Annotated in this window: 19 protein-coding genes; 14 read left to right on the top strand and 5 right to left on the bottom strand. The window is 71.7% G+C overall.

Annotated features, from left to right (window positions below; genetic code table 11):
• Nucleotides 1-136: 136 nt before the first annotated feature.
• The 4 genes from glmU (at nt 137) to pth (ending at nt 4,285) form a co-directional block, all read left to right on the top strand.
• Nucleotides 137-1,675, top strand: coding sequence for a bifunctional UDP-N-acetylglucosamine diphosphorylase/glucosamine-1-phosphate N-acetyltransferase GlmU (glmU, locus tag ACFXKZ_RS32685; protein ID WP_380005246.1), 1,539 nt, complete (start codon nt 137-139; stop codon nt 1,673-1,675).
• Nucleotides 1,672-2,649, top strand: a complete 978-nt coding sequence (locus ACFXKZ_RS32680; protein WP_380005244.1) for a ribose-phosphate diphosphokinase — start codon at nt 1,672-1,674, stop codon at nt 2,647-2,649. Before glmU ends, ACFXKZ_RS32680 begins: the two co-directional genes overlap by 4 nt.
• A gap of 422 nt (nt 2,650-3,071) precedes the next feature.
• Complete coding sequence (locus ACFXKZ_RS32675; RefSeq protein ID WP_078975636.1) at nt 3,072-3,650, top strand: 50S ribosomal protein L25/general stress protein Ctc; 579 nt, start codon at nt 3,072-3,074, stop codon at nt 3,648-3,650.
• 38 nt (nt 3,651-3,688) lie between these two features.
• Nucleotides 3,689-4,285, top strand: coding sequence for an aminoacyl-tRNA hydrolase (pth, locus tag ACFXKZ_RS32670; RefSeq protein ID WP_380005242.1), 597 nt, complete (start codon nt 3,689-3,691; stop codon nt 4,283-4,285).
• Nucleotides 4,286-4,359: 74 nt separating this feature from the next.
• On the opposite strand, the gene ACFXKZ_RS32665 is transcribed toward pth, so the two are convergent.
• Together ACFXKZ_RS32665 and ACFXKZ_RS32660 are read right to left on the bottom strand one after the other, a co-directional pair.
• Nucleotides 4,360-4,842, bottom strand: coding sequence for an SUKH-3 domain-containing protein (locus tag ACFXKZ_RS32665; RefSeq protein ID WP_126637512.1), 483 nt, complete (start codon nt 4,840-4,842; stop codon nt 4,360-4,362).
• 1 nt (nt 4,843) lies between these two features.
• Complete coding sequence (locus tag ACFXKZ_RS32660; RefSeq protein WP_380005239.1) at nt 4,844-5,356, bottom strand: YwqJ-related putative deaminase; 513 nt, start codon at nt 5,354-5,356, stop codon at nt 4,844-4,846.
• Between the two features lie 291 nt (nt 5,357-5,647).
• On the opposite strand from ACFXKZ_RS32660, the gene ACFXKZ_RS32655 reads away from it, so the two are divergent.
• The 7 genes from ACFXKZ_RS32655 (at nt 5,648) to ACFXKZ_RS32625 (ending at nt 12,885) form a co-directional block, all read left to right on the top strand.
• Nucleotides 5,648-6,721, top strand: a complete 1,074-nt coding sequence (locus tag ACFXKZ_RS32655; RefSeq protein WP_380005237.1) for a Gfo/Idh/MocA family protein — start codon at nt 5,648-5,650, stop codon at nt 6,719-6,721.
• On the top strand, nt 6,718-7,686 hold the full coding sequence (locus ACFXKZ_RS32650; protein WP_380005235.1) for an SDR family NAD(P)-dependent oxidoreductase: 969 nt from the start codon (nt 6,718-6,720) through the stop codon (nt 7,684-7,686). The genes ACFXKZ_RS32655 and ACFXKZ_RS32650 overlap by 4 nt, the downstream gene beginning before the upstream one ends.
• Nucleotides 7,687-7,782: 96 nt before the next feature.
• Nucleotides 7,783-8,946 carry a DegT/DnrJ/EryC1/StrS family aminotransferase gene (locus tag ACFXKZ_RS32645; protein ID WP_380005233.1) on the top strand — a complete coding sequence of 388 codons (1,164 nt, stop codon included), beginning with the start codon at nt 7,783-7,785 and terminating at the stop codon, nt 8,944-8,946.
• Nucleotides 8,946-9,656 carry an acetyltransferase gene (locus tag ACFXKZ_RS32640; protein WP_380005231.1) on the top strand — a complete coding sequence of 237 codons (711 nt, stop codon included), beginning with the start codon at nt 8,946-8,948 and terminating at the stop codon, nt 9,654-9,656. Before ACFXKZ_RS32645 ends, ACFXKZ_RS32640 begins: the two co-directional genes overlap by 1 nt.
• Nucleotides 9,646-10,782: a DegT/DnrJ/EryC1/StrS family aminotransferase gene (locus tag ACFXKZ_RS32635; protein ID WP_380005229.1), complete on the top strand. Its 1,137-nt coding sequence runs from the start codon at nt 9,646-9,648 to the stop codon at nt 10,780-10,782. Before ACFXKZ_RS32640 ends, ACFXKZ_RS32635 begins: the two co-directional genes overlap by 11 nt.
• Entirely contained in the window at nt 10,779-12,359 is a 1,581-nt protein-coding gene (locus tag ACFXKZ_RS32630) for an MBL fold metallo-hydrolase (RefSeq protein WP_380005227.1), read from the top strand. Before ACFXKZ_RS32635 ends, ACFXKZ_RS32630 begins: the two co-directional genes overlap by 4 nt.
• 370 nt (nt 12,360-12,729) lie before the next feature.
• Entirely contained in the window at nt 12,730-12,885 is a 156-nt protein-coding gene (locus ACFXKZ_RS32625; protein ID WP_380005224.1) for a hypothetical protein, read from the top strand.
• A 125-nt stretch (nt 12,886-13,010) separates the two neighbouring features.
• On the opposite strand, the gene ACFXKZ_RS32620 is transcribed toward ACFXKZ_RS32625, so the two are convergent.
• The 3 genes from ACFXKZ_RS32620 to ACFXKZ_RS32610 all read right to left on the bottom strand — a co-directional run bounded on the left by ACFXKZ_RS32620 (nt 13,011) and on the right by ACFXKZ_RS32610 (nt 16,615).
• Nucleotides 13,011-14,267: a nucleotide sugar dehydrogenase gene (locus ACFXKZ_RS32620; protein WP_380005222.1), complete on the bottom strand. Its 1,257-nt coding sequence runs from the start codon at nt 14,265-14,267 to the stop codon at nt 13,011-13,013.
• A gap of 56 nt (nt 14,268-14,323) precedes the next feature.
• Nucleotides 14,324-14,953: a hypothetical protein gene (locus ACFXKZ_RS32615; protein ID WP_380005219.1), complete on the bottom strand. Its 630-nt coding sequence runs from the start codon at nt 14,951-14,953 to the stop codon at nt 14,324-14,326.
• Between the two features lie 195 nt (nt 14,954-15,148).
• On the bottom strand, nt 15,149-16,615 hold the full coding sequence (locus tag ACFXKZ_RS32610) for an aldehyde dehydrogenase family protein (RefSeq protein WP_380005216.1): 1,467 nt from the start codon (nt 16,613-16,615) through the stop codon (nt 15,149-15,151).
• A 266-nt stretch (nt 16,616-16,881) separates the two neighbouring features.
• On the opposite strand from ACFXKZ_RS32610, the gene mfd reads away from it, so the two are divergent.
• The 3 genes from mfd (at nt 16,882) to ACFXKZ_RS32595 (ending at nt 22,435) form a co-directional block, all read left to right on the top strand.
• On the top strand, nt 16,882-20,439 hold the full coding sequence (mfd, locus tag ACFXKZ_RS32605; RefSeq protein ID WP_380005214.1) for a transcription-repair coupling factor: 3,558 nt from the start codon (nt 16,882-16,884) through the stop codon (nt 20,437-20,439).
• Nucleotides 20,440-20,644: 205 nt separating this feature from the next.
• A complete protein-coding gene (locus ACFXKZ_RS32600; RefSeq protein ID WP_380005212.1) occupies nt 20,645-21,361 on the top strand; it encodes a SurA N-terminal domain-containing protein in 717 nt (238 codons plus the stop codon).
• Nucleotides 21,362-21,382: 21 nt separating this feature from the next.
• Complete coding sequence (locus ACFXKZ_RS32595) at nt 21,383-22,435, top strand: MazG family protein (RefSeq protein WP_380005208.1); 1,053 nt, start codon at nt 21,383-21,385, stop codon at nt 22,433-22,435.
• Nucleotides 22,436-22,493: the final 58 nt, after the last annotated feature.

Below are 22,493 nucleotides of genomic sequence, written 5' to 3'. Positions count from 1 at the left end.
TCCCGCCGACGGCGCTATCCTCATAGGGCCCGGTTTGTTCGGCTCGGCTTCGTCGTGCCGTCGTTTCGTATCTCCGAAGTCGGCCTTCGGAGTCGTCGGGCATCCCCCCGCCAGCGATGCCGAGGAGCCTTGCTCTGTGAGCCCCATCCGCCCGGCTGCCGTCGTCGTACTCGCTGCGGGTGAGGGCACCCGCATGCGCTCCAAGACCACTCCGAAGGTCCTGCACTCCCTGGCCGGTCGGGCCATGGTCGGACACGTGGTCGAGGCCGCCCGACGACTGGATCCCGAAGACCTGATCGTCGTCGTCGGCCACGGCCGCGACCAGGTCGCCGGCTACCTCTCCGTCCTGGACCCGGCCGCCAAGGTGGTCGTCCAAGAGGAACAGAACGGCACCGGCCACGCCGTGCGCGTCGCCCTGGACGGGCTCGCCGCGAGCAGCCGCGAACCCGACGGAGTGGTCCTGGTCACCTGCGGGGACACCCCGCTGCTGACCTCGGACAGCCTGGCCGCCCTGGTCGCCACCCACGAGAGCGAGGGCAACGCCGTCACCGTGCTCTCCGCGGTGGTGCCCGACCCGACCGGCTACGGCCGGATCGTCCGGGAGAACACCCCCGACGGGCGTGGCGCCGTCACCGCGATCGTCGAGCACAAGGACGCCACCGCCGCGCAGCGCGCGATCGCCGAGATCAACTCCGGCGTGTACGCGTTCGACGGCAAGTTGCTGCGCGAGGCGCTGGGCCAGATCACCCCGCACAACAGCCAGGGCGAGGAATACCTCACCGACACGCTGCACGTGCTGCGCGAGGCCGGACACCGGGTGGGCGCCGCGGCCGCCGTGGACCACCGGGAGATCCTGGGCGTCAACGACCGGGTCCAGCTCGCCCAGGCGCGGCGGGTGTTCAACGACCGCCTGATCGAGGCCGTGATGCGCGCCGGGGTCACCGTGATCGACCCCGCGACCACCTGGATCGACGTCGACGTGACGTTCGAGCCGGACGCGGTCGTGCACCCCAACACCCAGCTCCACGGCGTCACCAGCATCGCCGCCGAGGCCGTGGTGGGGCCCAACTGCACGCTGCGCGATACGGTCGTCGGGCCGAGGGCACACGTGTACAACGCCACGAGCGAGGGGGCCGAGATCGGCCCCGAGGCGACCGTGGGGCCATACACCTACCTGCGGCCCGGTACCCGCCTCGCCGCCAAGGCCAAGGCCGGCGGCTTCGTGGAGATGAAGAACGCCGTGGTCGGCGAGGGATCGAAGGTGCCGCATCTGACCTATGTCGGGGATGCGACCATCGGAGTGGGCACCAACATCGGCGCGGCCACGATCTTCGTGAACTACGACGGCGTGAACAAGCACCACACGGTGGTCGGCGACCACGTCCGCGTGGGCAGCGACACCATGCTGGTCGCCCCGATCGAGATCGGCGACGGTGCCTACACGGCCGCCGGATCGGCGATCACCGAAGATGTCCCACCCGGTGTGATGGCGGTGGCGCGGGGGCGCCAACGCAACATCGACGGGTGGGTCGCACGCAAACGCGCGGGTACGGCCTCGGCGCAGGCCGCCGAACGCGCGCTCGCGTCGAGCCAGGGCGACGCGGGTGACGTGCACACAACGGCCGGGCCGAACGACGGTTCTGCCGAGGCGAATGGCAAGGAGACGGTGCTGTGAGCGGGATCAAGGTGACGCCTGAGCGCAAGCTCATGCTCTTCACGGGCAGGGCCCACCCCGAACTTGCGAAGGAGGTGGCCTCGGAGCTCGGTGCGGACCTCGTTCCCACCAAGGCCTTCGAGTTCGCCAACGGGGAGATCTACGTACGGTTCGAGGACTCCGTACGAGGTGCCGACGCGTTCGTGATCCAGAGCCACACGGCTCCGATCAACACGTGGATCATGGAACAGCTGATCATGATCGACGCGCTCAAGCGGGCCTCCGCCAAGCGCATCACGGTCATCGTCCCGTTCTACGGCTACGCCCGTCAGGACAAGAAGCACCGCGGTCGCGAGCCGATCTCGGCGCGGCTGATGGCGGACCTGTTCAAGACCGCGGGTGCCGACCGACTGATGGCCGTGGACCTGCACACCTCGCAGATCCAGGGCTTCTTCGACGGCCCCGTGGACCACCTGTTCGCGCTGCCGCTGCTGGCCGACCACGTGGGCAAGCGGGTGGACCGCGAGCGGCTGACCGTGGTCTCCCCGGACGCCGGCCGGGTCCGGGTGGCCGACCAGTGGACGGACCGCCTCGGCGCCCCGCTGGCGATCATCCACAAGCGCCGCGACCCGAACATCGCCAACGAGGTCACCGTGCACGAGGTGGTCGGTGACGTCACCGGCCGTACCTGTGTGCTGGTCGACGACATGATCGACACCGGTGGCACGATCTGCGCCGCCGCCGACGCGCTGTACGAGAACGGTGCGGCCGACGTGATCGTGGCCGCCACCCACGCGGTGCTCTCCGGCCCCGCCGTGGACCGGCTGAAGAACTCGCGGATCAGCGAGGTCATCGTGACCAACTCGCTGCCGATCGAGGAGGAGCGTCGGTTCGACAAGCTGACCATCCTGTCGATCGCCCCGATGGTGGGCCGCGCGATCCGTGAGGTCTTCGAGGACGGTTCGGTCACGAGCCTGTTCGAGGGCCACAGCTGATCCGAAGGTCTTGTCGACATTCGGCACCTTAGCGGGATGCCGAGTCTCGACTGCTCCAACTCGCATACGCCGCCCGTCCGTTCGGCCGGGCGGCGTATGTGTGCCCGCTCGCTCTTCGCGGTATCGTGCCCCGACCGGGGGGCGCGCCATCACTCGTTCGAGTGGTGCTTGTCGCGACCCGATTTCGGGTCGACCGAGAAGAGCGGGTAGGCTAACGGGGTTGCCCGGCGAGGGATGCGCGCTACTTGCTCCGTGATCGACGCGGTAGTTGTGTGTCGTGTACTCCTCCAAGGCTTTTGCAGGGGACCCGGTGCCACTCGGGCACCTACGAACCGGCTCCGGCGATCACCGTCCGCAGTCGATCCGCATCATGGGGACCCCGCCCCGCCATCCGCCACCGCGTCGTTCGAGGAGTACCCGTCGTGTCCGAGGTCCGTATCGTCGCCGAGCCGCGTTCCGAGTTCGGCAAGGGTGCCGCCCGTCGCGCCCGTCGCGCGGGTAAGGTGCCGGCCGTCCTCTACGGTCACGGCTCCGCTCCGCTCCACCTTGCGCTTCCGGGCCACGAGCTCATGCTCGCGCTCAAGACCCCCAACGTGCTGTTCTCGCTGGACATCGACGGCAAGGCGCAGCTCGCCCTGCCCAAGGACGTCCAGCGGCACCCGATCAAGCGGCACCTCGAGCACGTCGACCTCCTGATCGTCCAGAAGGGCGAGACGGTCACGGTCGAGGTTCCGGTCAGCACCGTCGGCGAGATCGCCCCGGGCGGCCTGCTGGAGACCGTCGTCCCGGCGCTCCCCGTCGAGGCCGACGCCACCGCCCTCCCCGGCACCATCGAGATCGACGTGACCGGCCTGGAGCCGGGCGCCTCGGTGCACGCCAAGGACATCAAGCTGCCGAAGGGCACCGCGCTCGCGGGCGACCCCGAGGCCGTCATCCTGCACATCCTCACCCCGTCGGCGCCCGAGCCGACCGCCGAGGAGACCGCGGCCGAAGAGGCCTGAGTCGACACACGCGCAACGAACGCGGGGACAACGGCATCATGAGTGAGTCGCAGGCCCACGCCACCACGGACGACAGTCCCTGGCTGGTCGTGGGCCTCGGCAATCCCGGCCCCGAATACGCCGGGAATCGCCACAACGTCGGGTTCATGGTGGTCGACCTGCTCGCCGAGCGGGATCGGTCGAAATTCAAGGCACACAAGTCGCGCGCCCAGGTGGTGGAGACCCGGATCGGCCCACACCGGGTGGTGCTGGCCAAGCCGATGTCGTTCATGAACCTGTCCGGCGGTCCGGTGACCGCGCTGCGCGACTTCTACAAGATCCCGGTCGCGAACATCGTCGCGGTGCACGACGAGCTGGACGTCGACTACGGCGTGTTGCGGCTCAAGCGCGGCGGTGGCGACAACGGGCACAACGGCCTGAAGTCGATCACCAAGTCGCTCGGGCCCGACTACCTGCGGGTGCGGTTCGGCATCGGGCGACCCCCGGGCCGGATGGACGTCGCGGCGTTCGTGCTCAGGGACTTCTCCGCCACCGAGCGCAAGGAGCTGGGGTTCGAGGTGGACCGGGCGGCCGACGCGTGCGAGGCGCTGGTCCGCGAGGGGCTGGAGCGGGCGCAGAACCGGTTCAACACCTGAGCGAGCCACGACGACGCAGGGCGGCGCCCCCACGGGGAGCCGCCCTTTCGCATGCATACGCCCGCCCGCCCCGGCTACCAGCGTCCGTCGTCGCGGATGCGTACCGGGGCGTGCCCCAGGACCAGCGTGCTGATCGCGGCGTCCATCGACGAGCCGATGAACCACTCGCCGGTGTGGTCGAGGCCGAACACCCGACCGCCCGGGTCGATGGCCAGGTAGGCGCTGCCGCCGTCCTCGTCGCCGAGCGGCGCCAGCGGGGTGCCGAGCGCGCGGCCCACGTCGGTCAGCGTGCGGGGCAGGTGCAGCCCCCGGGTGGGATCGATGGTGAACGGTCGGCGCAGGACGTCCTTGCCCGCGCCGCCGATCGCGAAGTGCAGGGTGCCGAACTCGGCCCAGGCCACCAGCGCCGCCGGGAACACGCTGTGCCGGTGCCCGTCGGGCGACTCGTGGTCGCTGATCTGTCGGGCCCACGTCTCGGCCTGGGTCAGCCGGCGCCGGCCCACGGTCCAGCCGGCCCGCTTGAGTTCGTGCACCACGTCGGAGGAGAACCGGGACACGTCAGCCGCTTTCCGTCGGTGTGACGCCGAAGTGGTCGAGCATCGGCGCGCAGGATCGGCACGGCGGCTGGTAGGTGTCGTGCTGCGGGTCGCCGTCCTCGCGGATCCGGCGCAGCGTCAGCTTGGCCCCCTTGAGCGAGCGGCGCGCCTCCTGCACGGTGAACGGCCGCCGGGCCGCCCGTTTGCTGCGCGCCGCCTCGGCCTCGAAGAGGTGCTCGGAGACCAGTTCGACCTCGGGGCAGCGGCCCCGCCAGCGCTCGCGCGATTCGGGCGGCAGCGCCAGCAGGAAGTCCCGGACCAGCGGATGCGGGTTCGGCACGGTATCGCCCTTGGCGCCCGCCCGGGTGCTGATCCGCTTGCCGATGATCAGCGCGGCGGCCACGGCCGGGAGGATGCTCTCGCGCGTCCCCCGCGGTGTGCCCCGCTCCGGGGTCTCGGGGGCCGGTTCGATCGTCGGATCCACTTCCGCCGTACGTTCCTTCGCCAGTGTCGTCGTCGGGGTACCCGCGGCCACGTGGCGTTCCCTTCTCGTTCATGTGCTGCTTGCCGGGCGGGCCGCTTGTGTCGATGCTGGGATCGTGCCGGCGCCCGGATCGGTGACTGTGCGTGCAACAGCGTGCCAAACGCCTCGGCGTCACGTGCAACCGGGACTCCGCCAAGGATCTTCGCAGGCCGGTCCGACCCCCGCGGATTTCCCGGTTGACCGGCGCCGGGCCGGATCGGGCGCTAGCTTCGTTCGGGTGGGGGTGCCGTGCGGCGGCTGGGCCCGTGCGGCCGGGGGGTGCAGGGGAGTTGACGTTCCGTCATGTCGAATTCCGGGTCTGGTTCCGGATCCGGTCGGCCCATCGGGCTGGCCGTCATCGGGGCCGGCTACTGGGGGCCCAATCTGATCCGCAACGCGCAGGCCACGCCGGCGCTGCGGGTGGAGTGGTTGTGCGACCTCGACGAGGCACGGGCCAGAGCGGTCCTGGGCGAGTACAGCACGGTCCGGGTGAGCGCGTCGTATCGGGACGTGCTCGCGGACCCGGCCGTACAGGCCGTCGCCATCGCGACGCCGGCCGCGACGCACTTCGAACTGGTCGCGGCGGCGCTCGAGGCGGGCAAACACGTCCTGGTCGAGAAGCCGATCACGGCCGCGTACGCCGAGGCGGTCAAGCTGGTCGAACTGGCCGAGCGCACCGGGCTGACCCTGATGTGCGATCACACGTTCTGCTACATGCCGGTGGTCCGGCACATCCGCGAGTCGATCCACGGCGGCGAGTTGGGCGACATCCGCTTCTTCGACTCGGTCCGGATCAACCTCGGCCTGGTGCAGCCCGACGTGGACGTGTTGTGGGACCTCGCGCCCCACGACCTGTCCATCCTCGACTTCATCCTGCCGCCGGGGGTGCGCCCGGTGTCGGTGTCCGCGCACGGCGCGGACCCGCTGGGCACCGGCCGGGCCTGTCTGGCCTACCTCGTGCTGCGGCTGAGCAACGGCGCCATCGCGCACGTGCACGTCAACTGGCTCTCGCCGACCAAGGTCCGCACCACCATCATCGGCGGCTCGCGGCGCACGCTGGTGTGGGACGACACCAACCCGGCGGCCCGGCTCCAGGTGCACGACAAGGGGGTCGACCGGATCGAGGACACCGCGCTCGACCACGACGCCCGCCGGGAGAAGCTGATCTCCTACCGGATGGGCGACGTGGTGTTGCCGGCGCTGCCCGAACGCGAGGCGCTGCGCGCGGTGATGGCCGAGTTCGCCGAGGCGATCGGCGGGGCCCGACCCGCGCTGACCGACGGGCGGGCGGGACTGCGAGTACTGGAACTGCTGGAGGCCGCCTCGCGCAGCCTGGAACTGGGCGGCGTCACCGTCGCCGTGGGGGAACCATCGTGACGAGTGTCGAGATCGCCGGATCGCACTGCCTGGTCACCGGCGGGGCCGGGACCATCGGATCCACCATCGTGGACCGCCTGCTCGACGAGGGCGCGGCGAAGGTGGTCGTGCTCGACAACCTGACCCGGGGTCACCGGGGCAATCTGGCCCGGGCGTTGGCCGACGAGCGGGTCGAGTTGGTGGACGGCGACATCCGCGACCGGGCGCTGCTGGCCCGGCTGACGCCGGGTGTCGACGTACTGTTCCACCTCGCCGCGATCCGGATCACGCAGTGTGTCGAGGAGCCCCGGCTCGCCCTGGAAGTGCTGGTGGACGGCACCTACGACGTGATGGAGGCGGCGGTCGCGGCCGACGTGCGCAAGGTGGTCACGTCCTCCTCCGCGTCGGTGTACGGGCTGGCCGAGCACTTCCCGACCACCGAGCTGCACCACCCGTACGAGAACGACACGCTCTACGGCGCGGCCAAGCTGTTCAACGAGGGCCTGCTGCGCAGCTTCCGGGCGATGTACGGCCTGGACTACGTGGCGCTGCGCTACTTCAACGTCTACGGCCCGCGGATGGACGTACACGGCCTGTACACCGAGGTGTTGATCCGCTGGATGGAGCGGATCGGCAAGGGGGAACCCCCGTTGATCCTCGGCGACGGCCTGCAGACGATGGACTTCGTGTACACCGACGACATCGCGCGCGCCAATCTCCTGGCCGCGCGGGCGGACGCGAGCGGTGAGGTGTTCAACATCGCGTCCGGGAGCGAGACTTCGCTGGGCTCGCTGGCCGAGCGGCTGCTGGCGGTGATGGGCGCCGAGCACCTGGGCATCGAGTACGGGCCGGCCCGGGCCAGCGGCGGGGTGACCCGACGGCTGGCCGATACCACCAAGGCCGCACGGGAGTTGGGCTTCACCGCCGAGGTGGACATCGACGAGGGGCTGCGCCGACTGGTGGCGTGGTGGCGGGACGCGGTCTGAACCGATGGGCGCACCGGGGGAGTTCGGTGCGGCTCGGGCGTGCGGACGCGGAGCTGGGTCAAGGGTTCGGCGCGGACGGGGCTGGGGGAGGACACGATGGGCATGGAACGAATTCCGGTGATGCGGCCCTGGATGGGCGACGAGGAGGCGGCCGCGGCGGCCGACGCGGTGCGCTCCGGGTGGGTGGCCCAGGGGCCTCGGGTGGCGGCCTTCGAGCGGGCCTTCGCGGACCGGCTGGGGGTGCCGGAGGCGATCGCGGTGTCCTCGTGCACCACCGCGCTGCACCTGGCGCTGATCAACGCCGGGGTGGGGCCGGGTGACGAGGTGGTGGTGCCGTCGTTGTCCTTCGTGGCCACCGCCAACGCGGTGCGCTACGTGGGCGCGCGCCCGGTATTCGCCGACGTCGAGCGGGCCACCGGCAACCTGACGCCGGAGACGATCGAGCCGGTGCTGACCTCGGCCACGCGGGCGGTGATCCTGGTCGACCAGGGCGGCATCCCGGCCGACCTGGACGCGGTGCGGGCCCTGGTGGACCGCCGGGGCATCGTGGTGGTGGAGGACGCGGCCTGTGCGGCGGGTTCGACCTACAAGGGCCGGCCGGTCGGCGCGGGGGCGATGTCCGCGACCTTCTCGTTCCACCCGCGCAAGCTGCTGACCACGGGCGAGGGCGGCATGCTCACGCTGGCGCGCGCGGGCCATGCGCCCCGGTTGCGTCGGCTGCGCGAGCACGGGATGAGCGTGAGCGCGGCCGATCGGGACGCGGCGGACCGGGCGGGCGGGGCGCCGGTGGTGGAGAGCTACGACGAACTGGGCTTCAACTACCGGATGACCGACGTGCAGGCGGCGATCGGTCTGGTGCAGCTCGGCAGGCTCGCCGCGATGGTCGAGCGGCGACGGGAGTTGGCGGCCCGATACCGGCAGTCGCTGGCCGATGTGGCCGGCCTGGAGACGGCCGCGGATCCCGCGTACGGGCTGACCAACTTCCAGGCGTTCTGGGTGCTGCTGCCCGAGGACTTCCCGATGTCGCGCGACGAACTGCTCGGCGAGCTGGCCCGGGCCGGCATCTCCGCCCGACGCGGGATCATGGCCGCGCACCTGGAGCCGGCCTACGCCGACGTCGAGCACGTACCGCTGCCCGTCACCGAGCGGCTGACCCGCGACTCGCTGATTCTGCCGCTGTTCCACGAGCTGACCGAGGCGCAGCAGGACCGAGTGGTCGCCGCGGTGCGGGCGGCGGCGGGCGTGCGGGCGGCGGTCTAGTGTCCTTTCGCGATCTGCTCCTCGTCGGCGCCGGGGGGTTCGCCCGGGAGGTGGCCGCCGCACTGCCGGACTTCCGGGCCCCGCGCGGGAGTTCGGGTTGGCGGCTGCTCGGGTTCCTGGACGACGACCCGGCCCGGCAGGACACCGAGGTGGACGGCGTGCCGGTGCTCGGCGGGGCCGACGTGGTGCACAAGTGGCCCGACGCCCTCGTGGTGGTGTGCACCGGCAGCCCTGCGCACTGGTGGAGCCGGTCGCGGGTGGTGGCCCGGCTCGGGCTGCCGGCGGAGCGCTGGGCGACCCTGGTGCACGTGAGCGCGGTGGTCCCGCGGACCTGCGAGGTCGGCCCCGGCGTGGTGCTGATGGCGCAGACGGTGTTGACCACCGGGGTCCGGGTCGGCGCACACGCGCACACCATGCCGCAGGTGGTGTTGACCCACGACGACGACGTGGGCGAGTTCGCCACGCTGGCCGCGGGAGTGCGGCTGGCGGGCGGGGTCTCGGTGGGCCGGGAGGCGTACCTGGGGGCCGGTGCGCTGGTGCGCGAGCACCGGGTGATCGGCGCCCGATCGCTGGTGGGGATGGGCTCGGTCGTGACGCGGGACGTGCCGCCGGCCGAGGTGTGGGCGGGGGTGCCGGCGCGCCGACTGCGCGCGGCGCCGGACCTCGCCGAATCGGAGCGACGAGGTGGGGGAGACACGCATGAGTGCTGAGCCGAGCCGGATCCCGCTGGTGGATCTGGCCGCCGCGCACGCCGAGGTGGCGACCGAGGTGGCAGCCGGCATCGCCCGGGTCCTGGACACCTGCGCGTTCGTGGGCGGGCCCGATGTGGCGGAGTTCGAGGCCGAGTTCGCCGCGTTCACCGGCGCCGCGCACTGTGTGGGCGTGGCCAACGGCACCGACGCGGTGGAACTGGCGCTGCGGGTGCTGGGGGTCGGCGCGGGCGAGGGGGTGGTGCTGCCCGCCAACACGTTCGTGGCGACCGCGGAGGCGGTGGTCCGGGCGGGCGCGCGGCCGGTGTTGGCCGACGTGGACGAGGACCACCTCCTGCTCGACCCGCAGCGGGCCGCCGAGGCGCTGGGCGACTCGTCGGGCCCGCGGGCCCTGCTGCCGGTGCACCTGAACGGGCAACTGGCCCCGATGGGCGCGCTGCGGGCGCTGGCCGCGGCGCGCGGGGCGTTCCTGGTCGAGGACGCCGCGCAGTGCCAGGGCGCCACCCAGGACGGCGTGGCCCCCGGGGCGTGGGGTCCGGACGCGATCGCGGCCACCAGCTTCTACCCGGGCAAGAACCTGGGCGCGTACGGCGACGGCGGCGCGGTGTGCACCGGCAACGAGGAACACGCCCGAATACTGCGCGAGTTGCGCGATCACGGTTCCTCGCGCAAGTACGTGCACACCCGGCTCGGGTTCAACTCGCGCCTGGACACCATCCAGGCCGTGGTGCTGCGCGCGAAGTTGCGCCGGCTCGCCGACTGGAACGTGCGTCGGCGGGCGGCGGCGGCGCGCTACGACACGCTCCTGGCCGGCATCGAGGGCGTACGGCTGCCCCGGACCGCGCCCGGGAACGAGCACGTGTGGCACCTGTACGCGGTCCGGGTGCCCGAGCGGGACAAGGTGCTCGCGCTGCTGAACGAGGCGGGCGTCGGCGCCGGCGTGCACTATCCGGTGCCGGTGCACTTGCAACCCGCGTTCGCCGAACTCGGCCATGCCCGGGGCGACTTCCCGGTCGCCGAGCGGGCCGCCGAGGAACTGCTCTCGCTGCCGCTGTACCCGCAGCTGACCGCCGGGCAGCAGGAGCGTGTCGCGGAGGTGCTCGCGGGAGCGCTGAGCCGGCTGTGACGCCCGGGTCCGAGCGCCGCCGGGCGCGGCCGGTCGCCCCGAGGCCCGACCCGCCGGCGCCCGGCGCGATTTGCTATCTCGGCCACGCGGGCTTCGTGGTCGCGCACGCCGGGGTCTCGCTGCTGATCGACCCGTGGTTCCATCCCGCGTTCCTCGGCTCGTGGTTCCCCTTTCCGGACAACCGCGAACTGCTGCCGGAGGTGGTGGCCGCCCGGCCCGACTTCCTCTACCTCTCGCACCTGCACGAGGACCACTTCGACGAGCGGCTGCTCGACCGGCTGGACCGGGGTGTCACCGTGGTGCTGCCCCGCTACCGGTCCAAGTCGCTGGTCCGGCGGATGACCGCGCTCGGGTTCGGGAAGCAGGTGGTGCTCGGCCACCGCGAGTCGTTCACGCCCGTGCCCGGGCTGACCCTGACGATGTTCCTCGACACCAGCCACAAGGAGGACAGCGGACTGCTCGTCGACCTCGACGGATACCGCTTCCTCGACCTCAACGACTGCAACACCCCGCTCGGTGAACTCCCGGACGGGATCGACCTGTTGTCCGCGCAGTTCTCCGGCGCGATGTGGTATCCGAACGCCTACGCGTACCCCGAGGAGGTGCAGCGCAAGAAGACCGCGGAGGTGCGCTCGGACCTGTTCGACACGCTGGTGCGCAAGGTCCGGCTGACCGGCGCGCGGTCCTATCTGCCCTCGGCCGGCCCACCGGTGTTCCTGGACCCGGAACTGGCCCGGTACAACGACCGCGACGAGACCATCTTCCCGCTGTGGGAGGCGTTCGCGGCCGACTTCGCGGCGGCCTGCCCGAGAGTGCGGGTGATCGAGGCGGCGCCCGGCGACGACCTCGCGGCGCCGACCGGCCCGGTGGCGCACTGGCGCACCGACGCCTATCTGAGCGCCTATCGGGACCGCCGCGAGCGGGAGTGGCGGGCGTACGCCGAGCCGCCCTTCGAGCCGGTGACGCCGGCCGAACTGGACGCCTATTTCGCCCGGTTGCAGAGCTGGAACAGGCGTTTCCTCGGCGCGTGGCGCAAGGACGTGCGGCTGACCTCGGACGGCGGTTCGTGGTCGGTGCGGCTGGGCCGGATCGCGGGCGACATCGTGTTCGAGGACGAACCGGTCGACCCCGCCTACACGATCGAGGTGCCGCAGCGGGCGCTGCGCGCGATCGTGGACGGCGAGGTGGGCTGGGAGGAGGCACTGCTGTCCATGCGGCTCGGCCTGGCCCGCGATCCGGACGTGTTCGACCTGACCCTGATGAGCCTGCTGCGCTACGGCGAACACCCGGCGCAGACCATGCAGATGGTCCGCGAACGCGAATCGGCCGCGCACGGCGAGTCGATCGAGCGGTGCGGGGTGCGGATGCAGCGCTTTTGCCCGCACGCCGGCGAGGACCTGTCGCACGCGGACATCGAGGCGGGGGTGCTGGAGTGCCCCCGACACCACTGGAAGTGGCGGTTGGACACCGGGGAGTGCGTCTCGGGCGGGACGGTGCCGCTGCGCGTCGGCCCGGCCGCCGAGCCCGGTCCGCTCGCGGCCGTCGATCGTGCCGGTCCGCATGTCCCGAATCCGTGACATTCGCCGCCGGGGCCGAAGACATGCGTTCGAGGCGATCCGGTTGACATAACGTGTCGCGCTTATCGGCCATCGACCGCCGCTCCTTGCGCGTCGTCACCCCGGCGAGCTATCTCGTATCACTCTTTCGTCGTAATAGGCAGAAAAGATCATTGATCGCGGTATTGCATCCTTTGTATGTCGATAGCGAAGCGGTAAGCATTCAAAAGGAAAACGTTTTTCTCCGGAACGTCCGGGTTCCGTCACGAGCGTGTCATGACGTGTCGAGTGTCGGTCGCACGGCGGCCACAGGTGCTGCGGTGTGGCCGTCCAAGTCATTCGCGTCCTCGGTCGGGACGCGAGTGGCGCCTGTGATGTCTGGAGGTTGTCCATGAGTACCTGGGGATGGCTCTGCCAAGAAGGCGGTTGTCCGTCGAAGTCGGACGGCGCCCGCCAGCGGTACCGGTCGAAGGACGCGGCACAGGTGGCGGCCAAGGCGCACACCAAGGCCACCGGGCACAAGACGAAGATCATCGAATACAAGTAGGGGCAGGGGGAGCGACGCGAACGGGCCGCAGGGGCCCGGGACGGGCCGGAGCGGCGCGCGGTGGTCGACACCCCCGACCACCGCGCGCCGGCCGCGACGGGCCTACGACACCGCCTGCAACACCGCTACAGCACCTCGATGTTGGGCCCCGCGCCGAGCACCCGACGGCAGTCGAGCACGTAGTCGGCGGTGCGCAACAACTCCGGGTCCACGTCGTCGTGGTCGACGAGCAGGACGACCGCGTCGGCCGCGGCGACCGTCTCCGGCGTCAACTCCACCCGCCGCAACCGCGCGTCCACCACCTGGGACTGCTCCACGTGCGGATCCGCGGCGCTGACCTCGGCGCCCAGGTTCAGCAGCAGCCGGGCCACGTGCGTCGACGGCGACTCCCGGGCGTCGCCGGTGTTCTTCTTGTACGCGAGCCCCACCAACAACACGTGCGAGCCGTTGACCGAGCGCCGCCGGGCGTTGAACGCCGCGGTGAGTCGGCGGATCACGTAGTCGGGCATGTGGTTGTTGACGTCGTTGGCCAACTCCACGAAACGAAAGCTCTGTCCCAGCGCACGCTGCACCCGCCAGGACAGGTACGACGGGTCGATCGGCAGGCAGTGCCCGCCGACCCCGGGACCCGGGGTGAAGCGCAGGAACCCGAACGGCTTGGTGGAGCAGGCGTCGATCGCCTCCCACACGTCGATGCCCAGGTCGTGGGCGAACATCGCGACCTCGTTGACGAGCGCGATGTTCACGTGCCGGAAGGTGTTCTCGATCAGCTTGACCAGTTCGGCCTCCTTGGGCGAGGACACCGGCACCACCCGCTCGACCAGCGAGCCGTAGAAGCCCTCCACCACCGCGAGCGAGGCGGCGTCCACCCCCGAGACCACCTTCGGGGTGTTGACCAGGTTCCAGGTCGGATTGCCCGGGTCGATCCGCTCCGGGCTGTAGCCCAGGTGGAAGTCGCGGCCCGCGGTCAGCCCCGAGCCCTCCTCCAGGATCGGGCCGACCAACTCCTCCGTGGTGCCCGGGTAGGTGGTCGATTCGAGCACCACGCACGCGCCCGGGCGCAGATACCGCGCGAGCGTGCGGGCGCACTCCTCGATGTAGCTCAGGTCCGGTACGCCCTCGCGCAGCGGCGTGGGCACGGTGATCACCGCGATGTCGTAGCCGCCCAGATCCCTCGGCTCGCTCGTGGCGCGGTAGCGGCCCGCGTCCGAGATCGCGCGTACCTCGGCGGCGGGGATGTCCTCGACGTAGGACTCACCCGCCGCCAGCCGCTTGACCCGCTCCCGGTCGACGTCGTAGCCGACCACCTCGTGGCCCACCTGCGCGGCCCGAACCGCCAGCGGCAGTCCCACATATCCCTGACCGGCGATGACAACACGCATCCGAGAATCCCCCTCCTCGCGCAACCGCCCACCCCCGAGCGGCTGGTGATGCAACGTCAGGGGCGGCCGGGCACGTGATCGGCACGCGGCTTGGCCACCACCCAGGACGATACGAGCCCGGCCACCCGTTCGCCGCGGACCACCGATCCGGGAAAGCGCGAGGCCAACTCCGCGCGCCGGGCCGGGAACACCCTCGGCGCGGAGCCGTCGATCCGGGTCCGGACCCGACCGGGCAGCAGGTGCACGGCGGGCAGCGAGGTCTGCGGATCGAGCGGGTGCTCGCGGGCGGCGGTGCGCAGCCAGTAGCGCTCGGCCGAGGCGTGCACGACGTCGGCGAGCCGGGCCCGGTCGGTCGGCGCGGCCAGCCGGTCCAGCAGGCCGTCGCTCACCACCAGGTCGCAACCGCCGTTCCAGGCCAGCGGATCGCCGGCCTCGACGGCCAGCCACGGGGCCGGTTCGGCGGCCCGCTCGGCCGTCGTGATCACCCGCACGTGCGCGGGCCGCACCGGAGCGTGCCACCAGAACTCGGCGGAGCCGCCCAGGTCCACCACGCGCAACCGCTCGATGTCCGGGAACGCCTCGCGGAACCACAACCATCGTCGCGCCCGCACCCCGGCTTCCACCTGGGTACGCGCGGCCCCCGCGCGCACCGACCAGGCCCGGACCAGACGTTGCGGTTGCGACATTGCGAGAGATCCCCCCTGACGGGCCCGCGACCGAGCGCCGCGAACCGCCCCTCAGGTTATGGCCATGACCTCACCCCCACGCGGGAAACCGACGAACCCGAGACGTCCCGGACGCGAACACGAAGAGGCCGCCGGGAACGGGCGAGCGGCCCCGGGGAAGGATCCCGGGGCCGCTCGCGGTCCGTGTCGCGCCGGTCAGGCGCTGGGCCAGACGATGCTCTGGATCTCGCTGTAGGCGGCCAGGCCGTAGGAGCCGCCGTCGCGGCCGACGCCCGACTGCTTGAAGCCGCCGAACGGGGCCTCCATGTTGCGCCCGACGGTGTTCACCCCGACGCCGCCGGAGCGCAGCCGGCGGGCGATGCCGTAGGCGCGGGTGGTGTCCCCGGCGAAGACGTAGGAGATCAGGCCGTAGTCCGAGTCGTTGGCGATCCGGATCGCCTCCTCCTCGTCCCCGTCGAACGGGATCACCGTGACCACCGGGCCGAAGAACTCCTCGCGCGCGATGGTCATCTCGTTGGTCGCGTCCGCGAACAGCGTCGGCGCCACGTAGAAGCCCTTCGCGAAGTCGGGTCGCTCGCCGCCGACCACCAGGCGGGCACCCTCCTCGCGGCCCTTGGCGATCAGCGCCTCCACCCGGCCGCGCTGCACCGCGGAGATGACCGGGGTGACCTGCGTCGCGGGATCCAGCGGGCTGCCCACCTTCAGCCCGTTCGCGTGCTCCGCGAGCCGCTCCACGAGCCGGTCGTAGATGCCGCGCTGGGCGATCACCCGGGTCGGCGCGGTGCAGATCTGGCCCGCGTAGAAGCTCCACACCGTGCCGATGCCGTGCACCGCCGCGTCCAGGTCGGCGTCGTCGAGCACGATGCACGCGCCCTTGCCGCCCAGCTCCATCAGCTGACGCTTGAAGCCACGACCGGCCACCTCGGCGATCCGTGCGCCGACCGCGGTCGAGCCGGTGAAGCTGATCATGTCCACGTGCGGCGAGGCCACCGTCGCCTCGGACACGTCCACCCCCTGGCCGGTGACCACGTTCAGCACACCCGCCGGCAGCCCGGCCTCGGCCAGCGCCTCGGCCATCCGGTACACCGCCAGCGGGTCCTGCGGCGCGGGCTTGACCACGACCGTGTTGCCCATCGCCAGCGCCGGCGCGACCTTGCCCGCGGTGTTCGCCAGCGGGTTGTTGTACGAGGTGATGCAGGTGACCACGCCGACCGGCTGGCGCACCTCCACGGCGCCGAAGATGCCCGCCCGGCTCAGCGCGGTCTCGGGGGTCGGCTGCGGGGCGAGCGGGAACTCGGTCGGCTCCAGCGCGCCCTTGGCGTAGCGCTTGAACCGGGAGTACGTGGTGCCCAGCTGCATCATGCCCGCGACCGAGAGCGTGGCGCCGGTCTCGGCGGAGGCCAGCGGGACCACCTCGCCGCCCATCTTCAGGAACAGGTCCGCGGCCCGGTCCAGGATCCGGGAGCGCTCCTCGGGGGTGGTCCGCGACCAGGTGCCGAACGCCTCGGCCGCCGCCGCGGTCGCCGCGTTCGCCTGCTCCACCGACGCCTCGGGCGCCAGGCCCACGACCTCCTCGGTGGCCGGGTTGATCACCTCGTAGTGACCGCGCTCCGGCTCGACCCATTCGCCGCCGATGTAGAGCTTCTGCTGCGCGCTGCTCATCGTGTCCGTCGTCTCCCCTGGTCCAGCCGCTGCCCGGACTCCCGACGGCCGCCCGCCGGAAATCCGACGACCCGTCAGATTCCTGTTCGCAGGCCATTGGACCCCCTATCAGTCACATTGCCAAGGGGGAGGGGTGGGCGGTACTGGTCACAGTCACACGTTGTCATCGCGGGCGACACCGACCCCTTCGGGCGTAGGGTTGTCGGGGAACCCCGGTCCTTTTCCAAGGTCGGGGCCGTTCGCGTTGCGGAGGATCCAACCGGCCCATGAGTCTGACCGGTCTGCTAGACATCGTCGTCCAGGACCCCGCCGTCGCCGAGGCGGTGCGGGCCGCGTCCGAGGGCCGCGGTACCGCCCTCGACCTCGTCGGACCACCGGCGCTGCGCCCCTTCGTGGTGGCCGCCGTCGCCGCCCGCGCGGATCGACCCGTACTCGCGGTCACCGCCACCACCCGCGAGTGCGAGGACCTCGTCGCGGCTCTCGGGTCGCTGCTGCCCGAGGACTCCGTCGTGGAATACCCCTCGTGGGAGACGCTGCCGCACGAACGGTTGTCCCCGCGCTCGGACACCGTCGGCCGCCGGCTAGCGGTGTTGCGCCGGCTCGCCCACCCGACCTCGGGCGAGCGCGCCGACGCCGGCACCGGCACCCTCAAGGTCGTCGTCGCGCCCATCCGCAGCGTGCTCCAGCCGCAGGTCAAGGGCCTGGGCGAGCTGGAGCCGGTGGCCCTGGTGGCCGGGCAGGAGATCGACCTCGACACCGTGGTCGAGCGCTTGGCCGCAGCTGCCTACGCACGCGTCGACCTGGTGGAGAAGCGCGGCGAGTTCGCCGTGCGCGGCGGCATCCTCGACGTGTTCCCGCCGACCGAGGAGCACCCGCTCCGGGTCGAGTTCTGGGGCGACCAGGTCGAGGAGATCCGCTGGTTCAAGGTCGCCGACCAGCGCTCCCTGGAGACCGCCGAACACGGCCTGTGGGCACCGCCCTGCCGTGAGCTGCTGCTCACCGACGAGGTGCGCGAGCGGGCCCGCGAACTCCTGGTGGAGCATCCGGGGCTGGTCGAGATGCTCGGCAGGATCGCCGAGGGCATCGCGGTGGAGGGCATGGAGTCGCTGGCCCCCGCGCTGGTGGACGACATGGAGCTGCTGCTCGACGTGCTGCCTGCGGGCAGTCACGTGCTGGTCTGCGACCCCGAGCGGGTCCGCACCCGCTCCGCCGACCTGGTAGCCACCAGCCGCGAGTTCCTGGACGCGTCCTGGGCCGCGGCGGCGGGCGGCGGGGAGAGCCCGATCGACCTGGGCGCCGCGTCCCTGTGGAGCCTGGCCGACGTGCGCGAGCACGCCGCCGGGATCGGTGTGCCGTGGTGGTCGCTCAGCCCGTTCGGCGCCGACGCCGACGACTCCGGTACCGAGATCGGCGCGGTCGAGGTCGAGGCCTACCGCGGCGACGCGCAGCGGGTGCTGGCCGAGATCAAGGGCCGACTCGCCGACGACTGGCGCGTGGTACTGGTCACCGAGGGCCACGGACCGGCCGCGCGCTTCGTCGAGACGCTGTCCGGCGAGGGGGTGCCGGCCCGGCTCGACGCAGACCTCGCCGAGGTGCCGGAGACCGGCGTGGTGCACGTGACCACCGGCTGCATCGGACACGGCTTCGCCTCCGAGTCGCTGCGCACCCTGGTGCTGACCGAGGAGGACGTCTCCGGGCAGCGCACCTCGACCAAGGACATGCGCCGGCTGCCCAGCCGACGGCGCAACATGGTCGACCCGCTCCAGCTCAAGCCCGGCGACTTCGTGGTGCACGAGTCGCACGGCGTGGGGCGCTACGTGGAGATGGTCCAGCGCACGGTGCAGGGCGCGCAGCGCGAGTACCTGGTCCTGGAGTACGCCCCCGCCAAGCGCGGCCAACCGGGCGACCGCCTGTTCGTGCCCACCGACCAGTTGGAGCAGGTCACCAAGTACGTCGGCGGCGAGAGCCCGTCGCTGCACCGCCTCGGCGGCGCCGACTGGGCCAAGACCAAGGCCAAGGCGAAGAAGGCGATCAAGGAGATCGCGGGCGACCTGATCAAGCTCTACTCGGCCCGGATGGCCGCGCCCGGACACGCCTTCGGCCCGGACACCCCGTGGCAGCGCGAATTGGAGGACGCCTTCCCCTACGTCGAGACGCCCGACCAGCTCTCCTCGATCGAGGAGGTCAAGGGCGACATGGAGAAGCCGATCCCGATGGACCGGCTGATCTGCGGCGACGTGGGCTACGGCAAGACCGAGATCGCGGTGCGCGCGGCGTTCAAGGCGGTCCAGGACGGCAAGCAGGTGGCCGTCCTGGTGCCCACCACGCTGCTCGTCCAGCAACACTTCTCCACCTTCTCCGAGCGCTACGCGCAGTTCCCGGTGGTGGTGAAGTCGCTGTCCCGGTTCCAGACCGAGACCGAGGCCAAGGCGGTCCTGGAGGGCCTGCGCGAGGGCTCGATCGACATCGTGATCGGCACCCACCGGCTGTTCGCGGCCGAGACGAGGTTCAAGGATCTGGGCCTGGTCATCGTCGACGAGGAGCAGCGCTTCGGCGTCGAGCACAAGGAGCAGTTGAAGAAGCTGCGCGCCAACGTCGACGTGCTGACCATGTCCGCGACCCCGATCCCGCGCACCCTGGAGATGGCGGTCACCGGCATCCGGGAGATGTCCACGATCACCACGCCGCCCGAGGAGCGGCACCCGGTGCTCACCTTCGTCGGGCCGTACGAGGAGAAGCAGATGGGCGCCGCGATCCGGCGCGAACTGCTGCGCGAGGGGCAGGTCTTCTACATCCACAACCGGGTCGAGTCGATCGACCGCGCGGCGGGCCGGATCCGCGAACTGGTGCCCGAGGCCCGGGTGGCCATCGCCCACGGCCAGATGCACGAGAACGCGCTGGAGAAGGTGGTGGTCGACTTCTGGGAGAAGGAGTTCGACGTCCTGGTCTGCACCACGATCGTCGAGTCCGGCATCGACATCTCCAACGCCAACACGCTGATCGTGGAGCGGGCCGACAACTTCGGGTTGTCCCAGCTGCACCAGTTGCGCGGCCGGGTGGGCCGGGGCCGCGAGCGGGCGTACGCGTACTTCCTGTACCCGCCGGAGAAGCCGCTGACCGAGACCGCGCACGAGCGCCTCGCCACCATCGCCCAGCACACCGAGATGGGCGCGGGCATGTTCGTGGCGATGAAGGACCTGGAGATCCGCGGCGCGGGCAACCTGCTCGGCGGCGAACAGTCCGGGCACATCGCGGGCGTCGGGTTCGATCTGTACGTGCGCATGGTGGGCGAGGCGGTCAACCAGTACAAGGAACTCGCGGCGGGCGGCGAGGGCGCGGAGGAGGTCCCGGAGATCCGGGTCGAGCTGCCCATCGACGCGCACGTCCCGCACGACTACGTGCCCGGCGAGCGGCTGCGGCTCGAGGCATACCGGCGGATCGCGGCGATCACCTGCGAGGCGGACATCGACGCGGTGCGGGCCGAACTGGTTGACCGCTACGGGCCGTTGCCGCAGCCGGTGGAGAACCTGCTGGAGGTGGCCCGGTTCCGGGCGCACGTACGCACCGCGGGGATCGCCGACGTCACGCTCCAGGGCAACTTCGTCCGGTTCGGCCCGGTCGAACTGCGCGAGTCGCAGCAGTTGCGGCTCCAGCGGCTCTACCCGAAGACGCTGGTCAAGGCGGCGACCCAGCAGATCCTGGTGCCCAAGCCGATGACCGCCCGGATCGGCGGGCAACCGCTGCGTGACGGGGCGCTGTTGACGTGGGCGCGGGATCTGGTGGACGCGATCCTGCTGGAGCCGATCGCGGCGGCGAAGAAGTAGCCCGAGTCGGCTCCGCGGCTCTCGGACCGGCGTGTCGTCGGCGGTCCGGGAGCCGCGCCGGGTTGTCGGCCGGCGCGGATGATCTTGGCGAATGTGCGGACTTCGGGCGTGCCCACCCGTATCTTTGATCGTTGGTCATGGGTCGCAGTCCGCCGTGGCCGACAGTCGTACCGCCGTACAGCGCCATCGAGCATTGGGAGTTCGTGTGAGTCGCACGTCGCGTTCCGTCCCTGTCGATTCCGCGCACCGCCGGCGGCGGGCCGCGTCCCGGGCCCGGGTGGCCGCGGTGGGGCTGGTGCTGGTCACCGGCTTCGCGCTCTCCGGCTGCTCGGAATCCAAGACGGGCGCGGCCGCCATGGTCGGCGGGGAGCGCATCGAGATCTCGACCCTCAACGCCAAGGTCGACAAGCTGGAGCAGGCGTTCTCCCGGCAGAACCTGCCGCTCAACGGCACCAGTGCCCAACTGGAGGCCAACCAGGCCGAGTTGGTCCAGCTGATCTCGCGTCGGGTGATCGCCGAGGCGGCCGGGCGCAACCACGTCGCCCTGAACGCGACCCAGGTGCTCCAGGCCCGCCGCACGCTGGAGGCTCGGCTCGGCGGCCCGCAGAACCTGGAGGCCCGCCTGGTGCGGATCGGCGTGCTGCCCGCCGAGGTGGACGACTTCGTCCGGACCGAGGCGCTGAAGGCGGAGATCGCCCGGGTGCGCGGGATCGACCTGGGCACCGCCGACGGCCAGGCGCAGCTGGACGCCTACCTGGGCGACGTGGCGGCCTCGATGAAGATCAAGGTGAACCCGAGGTACGGCACCTGGGACTCGGCGAAGCTGACCACCACCGCCGCGACCTACTCGTGGCTGGCCCCGGGCACCCAGCCGGCGGCCGGTTCCGTGGACGCCCAACCCGGGGCGGCGAGCGGCACCTGAGCCGGACCGTAGGCTGGCCGGGTGAGTGATTCGCCTACCGCCGCGCCGCCCGCCCGCCTCGTCCTGCTCGCCGGCACCCACCGGGTCGCCCCCGGCCTGCTGAGCTGGCCCGCCTGGCGCACGCTGCGCGAGGCGGCCAGCACGCCGACCGGGTGCGTGCTGACCGCCGACGCCGACCACCCCCAGCTGCCGTATCTGCGCGAGGCGGGCGTCGAGGTCGACATCGCCGACCTCGACGCGGGCCCGCTCGCGCTCGCCCGGCACCTGCTCGACCGGGCCCGCACGGGCCTGGTCGTGTGGCTCGCGGCGACCGACGACGACCCCGGCCTGGGCCAGGCCCTCGCCCGCGTCGCGGCGGGCGACGAGGGCGGCGAGCCGGTCCCGGAGATCGAACTGCTGCCCGGCGCCTGGGACCTGCCGGGCGCGCGCCTGCTCGACCTGGTCGCGGTGATGGACCGGCTGCGCTCACCCGGCGGCTGCCCGTGGGACGCGAAGCAGACCCACGAGTCGCTGGCCCGCTACCTGGTCGAGGAGACCTACGAGCTGGTCGACGCGATCGACTCGGGGGACCGGGAGCACCTGCGCGAGGAACTGGGCGACGTGCTGATGCAGGTGTTCTTCCACGCCCGGGTCGCCCAGGAGGACGAGGCCGACCCGTTCGGCATCGACGACGTGGCCGGCGGCATCGTGGACAAGCTGATCAGCCGCCACCCGCACGTGTTCGCCGACGTGGAGGCCGACACCCCGGAGGCGGTCGAGGCCAACTGGGACGCGCTCAAGGCCGCGGAGAAGTCGCATCGCGCATCGGCCCTCGACGGCATCGCGATGAGCCAGCCGGCCCTGGCACTGGCGGCGAAGTTCCTGTCCCGCACCGGCAGGGCGGGCCTGACCGTGCCCACCCCGGCGCTGCCGACCGCCGTCGACGCCGACGACTACGCCGGCCCCGAGGCGATCGGCGACCTGCTCCTGGCCGTCACCGAACTGGCCGCCCGTCAGGGTGTCGACGCCGAGACCGCGCTGCGCGCCGCGACCCTGCGCCACGGCGAGCGCGTCCGCGCGGCCGAAGCGGGCTGACGCACACCGACCACGAACGCCCGAGGGCCCGGAACCGAAGCACGGTTCCGGGCCCTCG

The organism is Embleya sp. NPDC059237 (genome assembly GCF_042754105.1).
Classification (GTDB): Bacteria; Actinomycetota; Actinomycetes; order Streptomycetales; family Streptomycetaceae; genus Embleya.
Note: the sequence above shows the minus strand (reverse complement) of the source record. Positions and strands in the feature narration are given on the sequence as shown.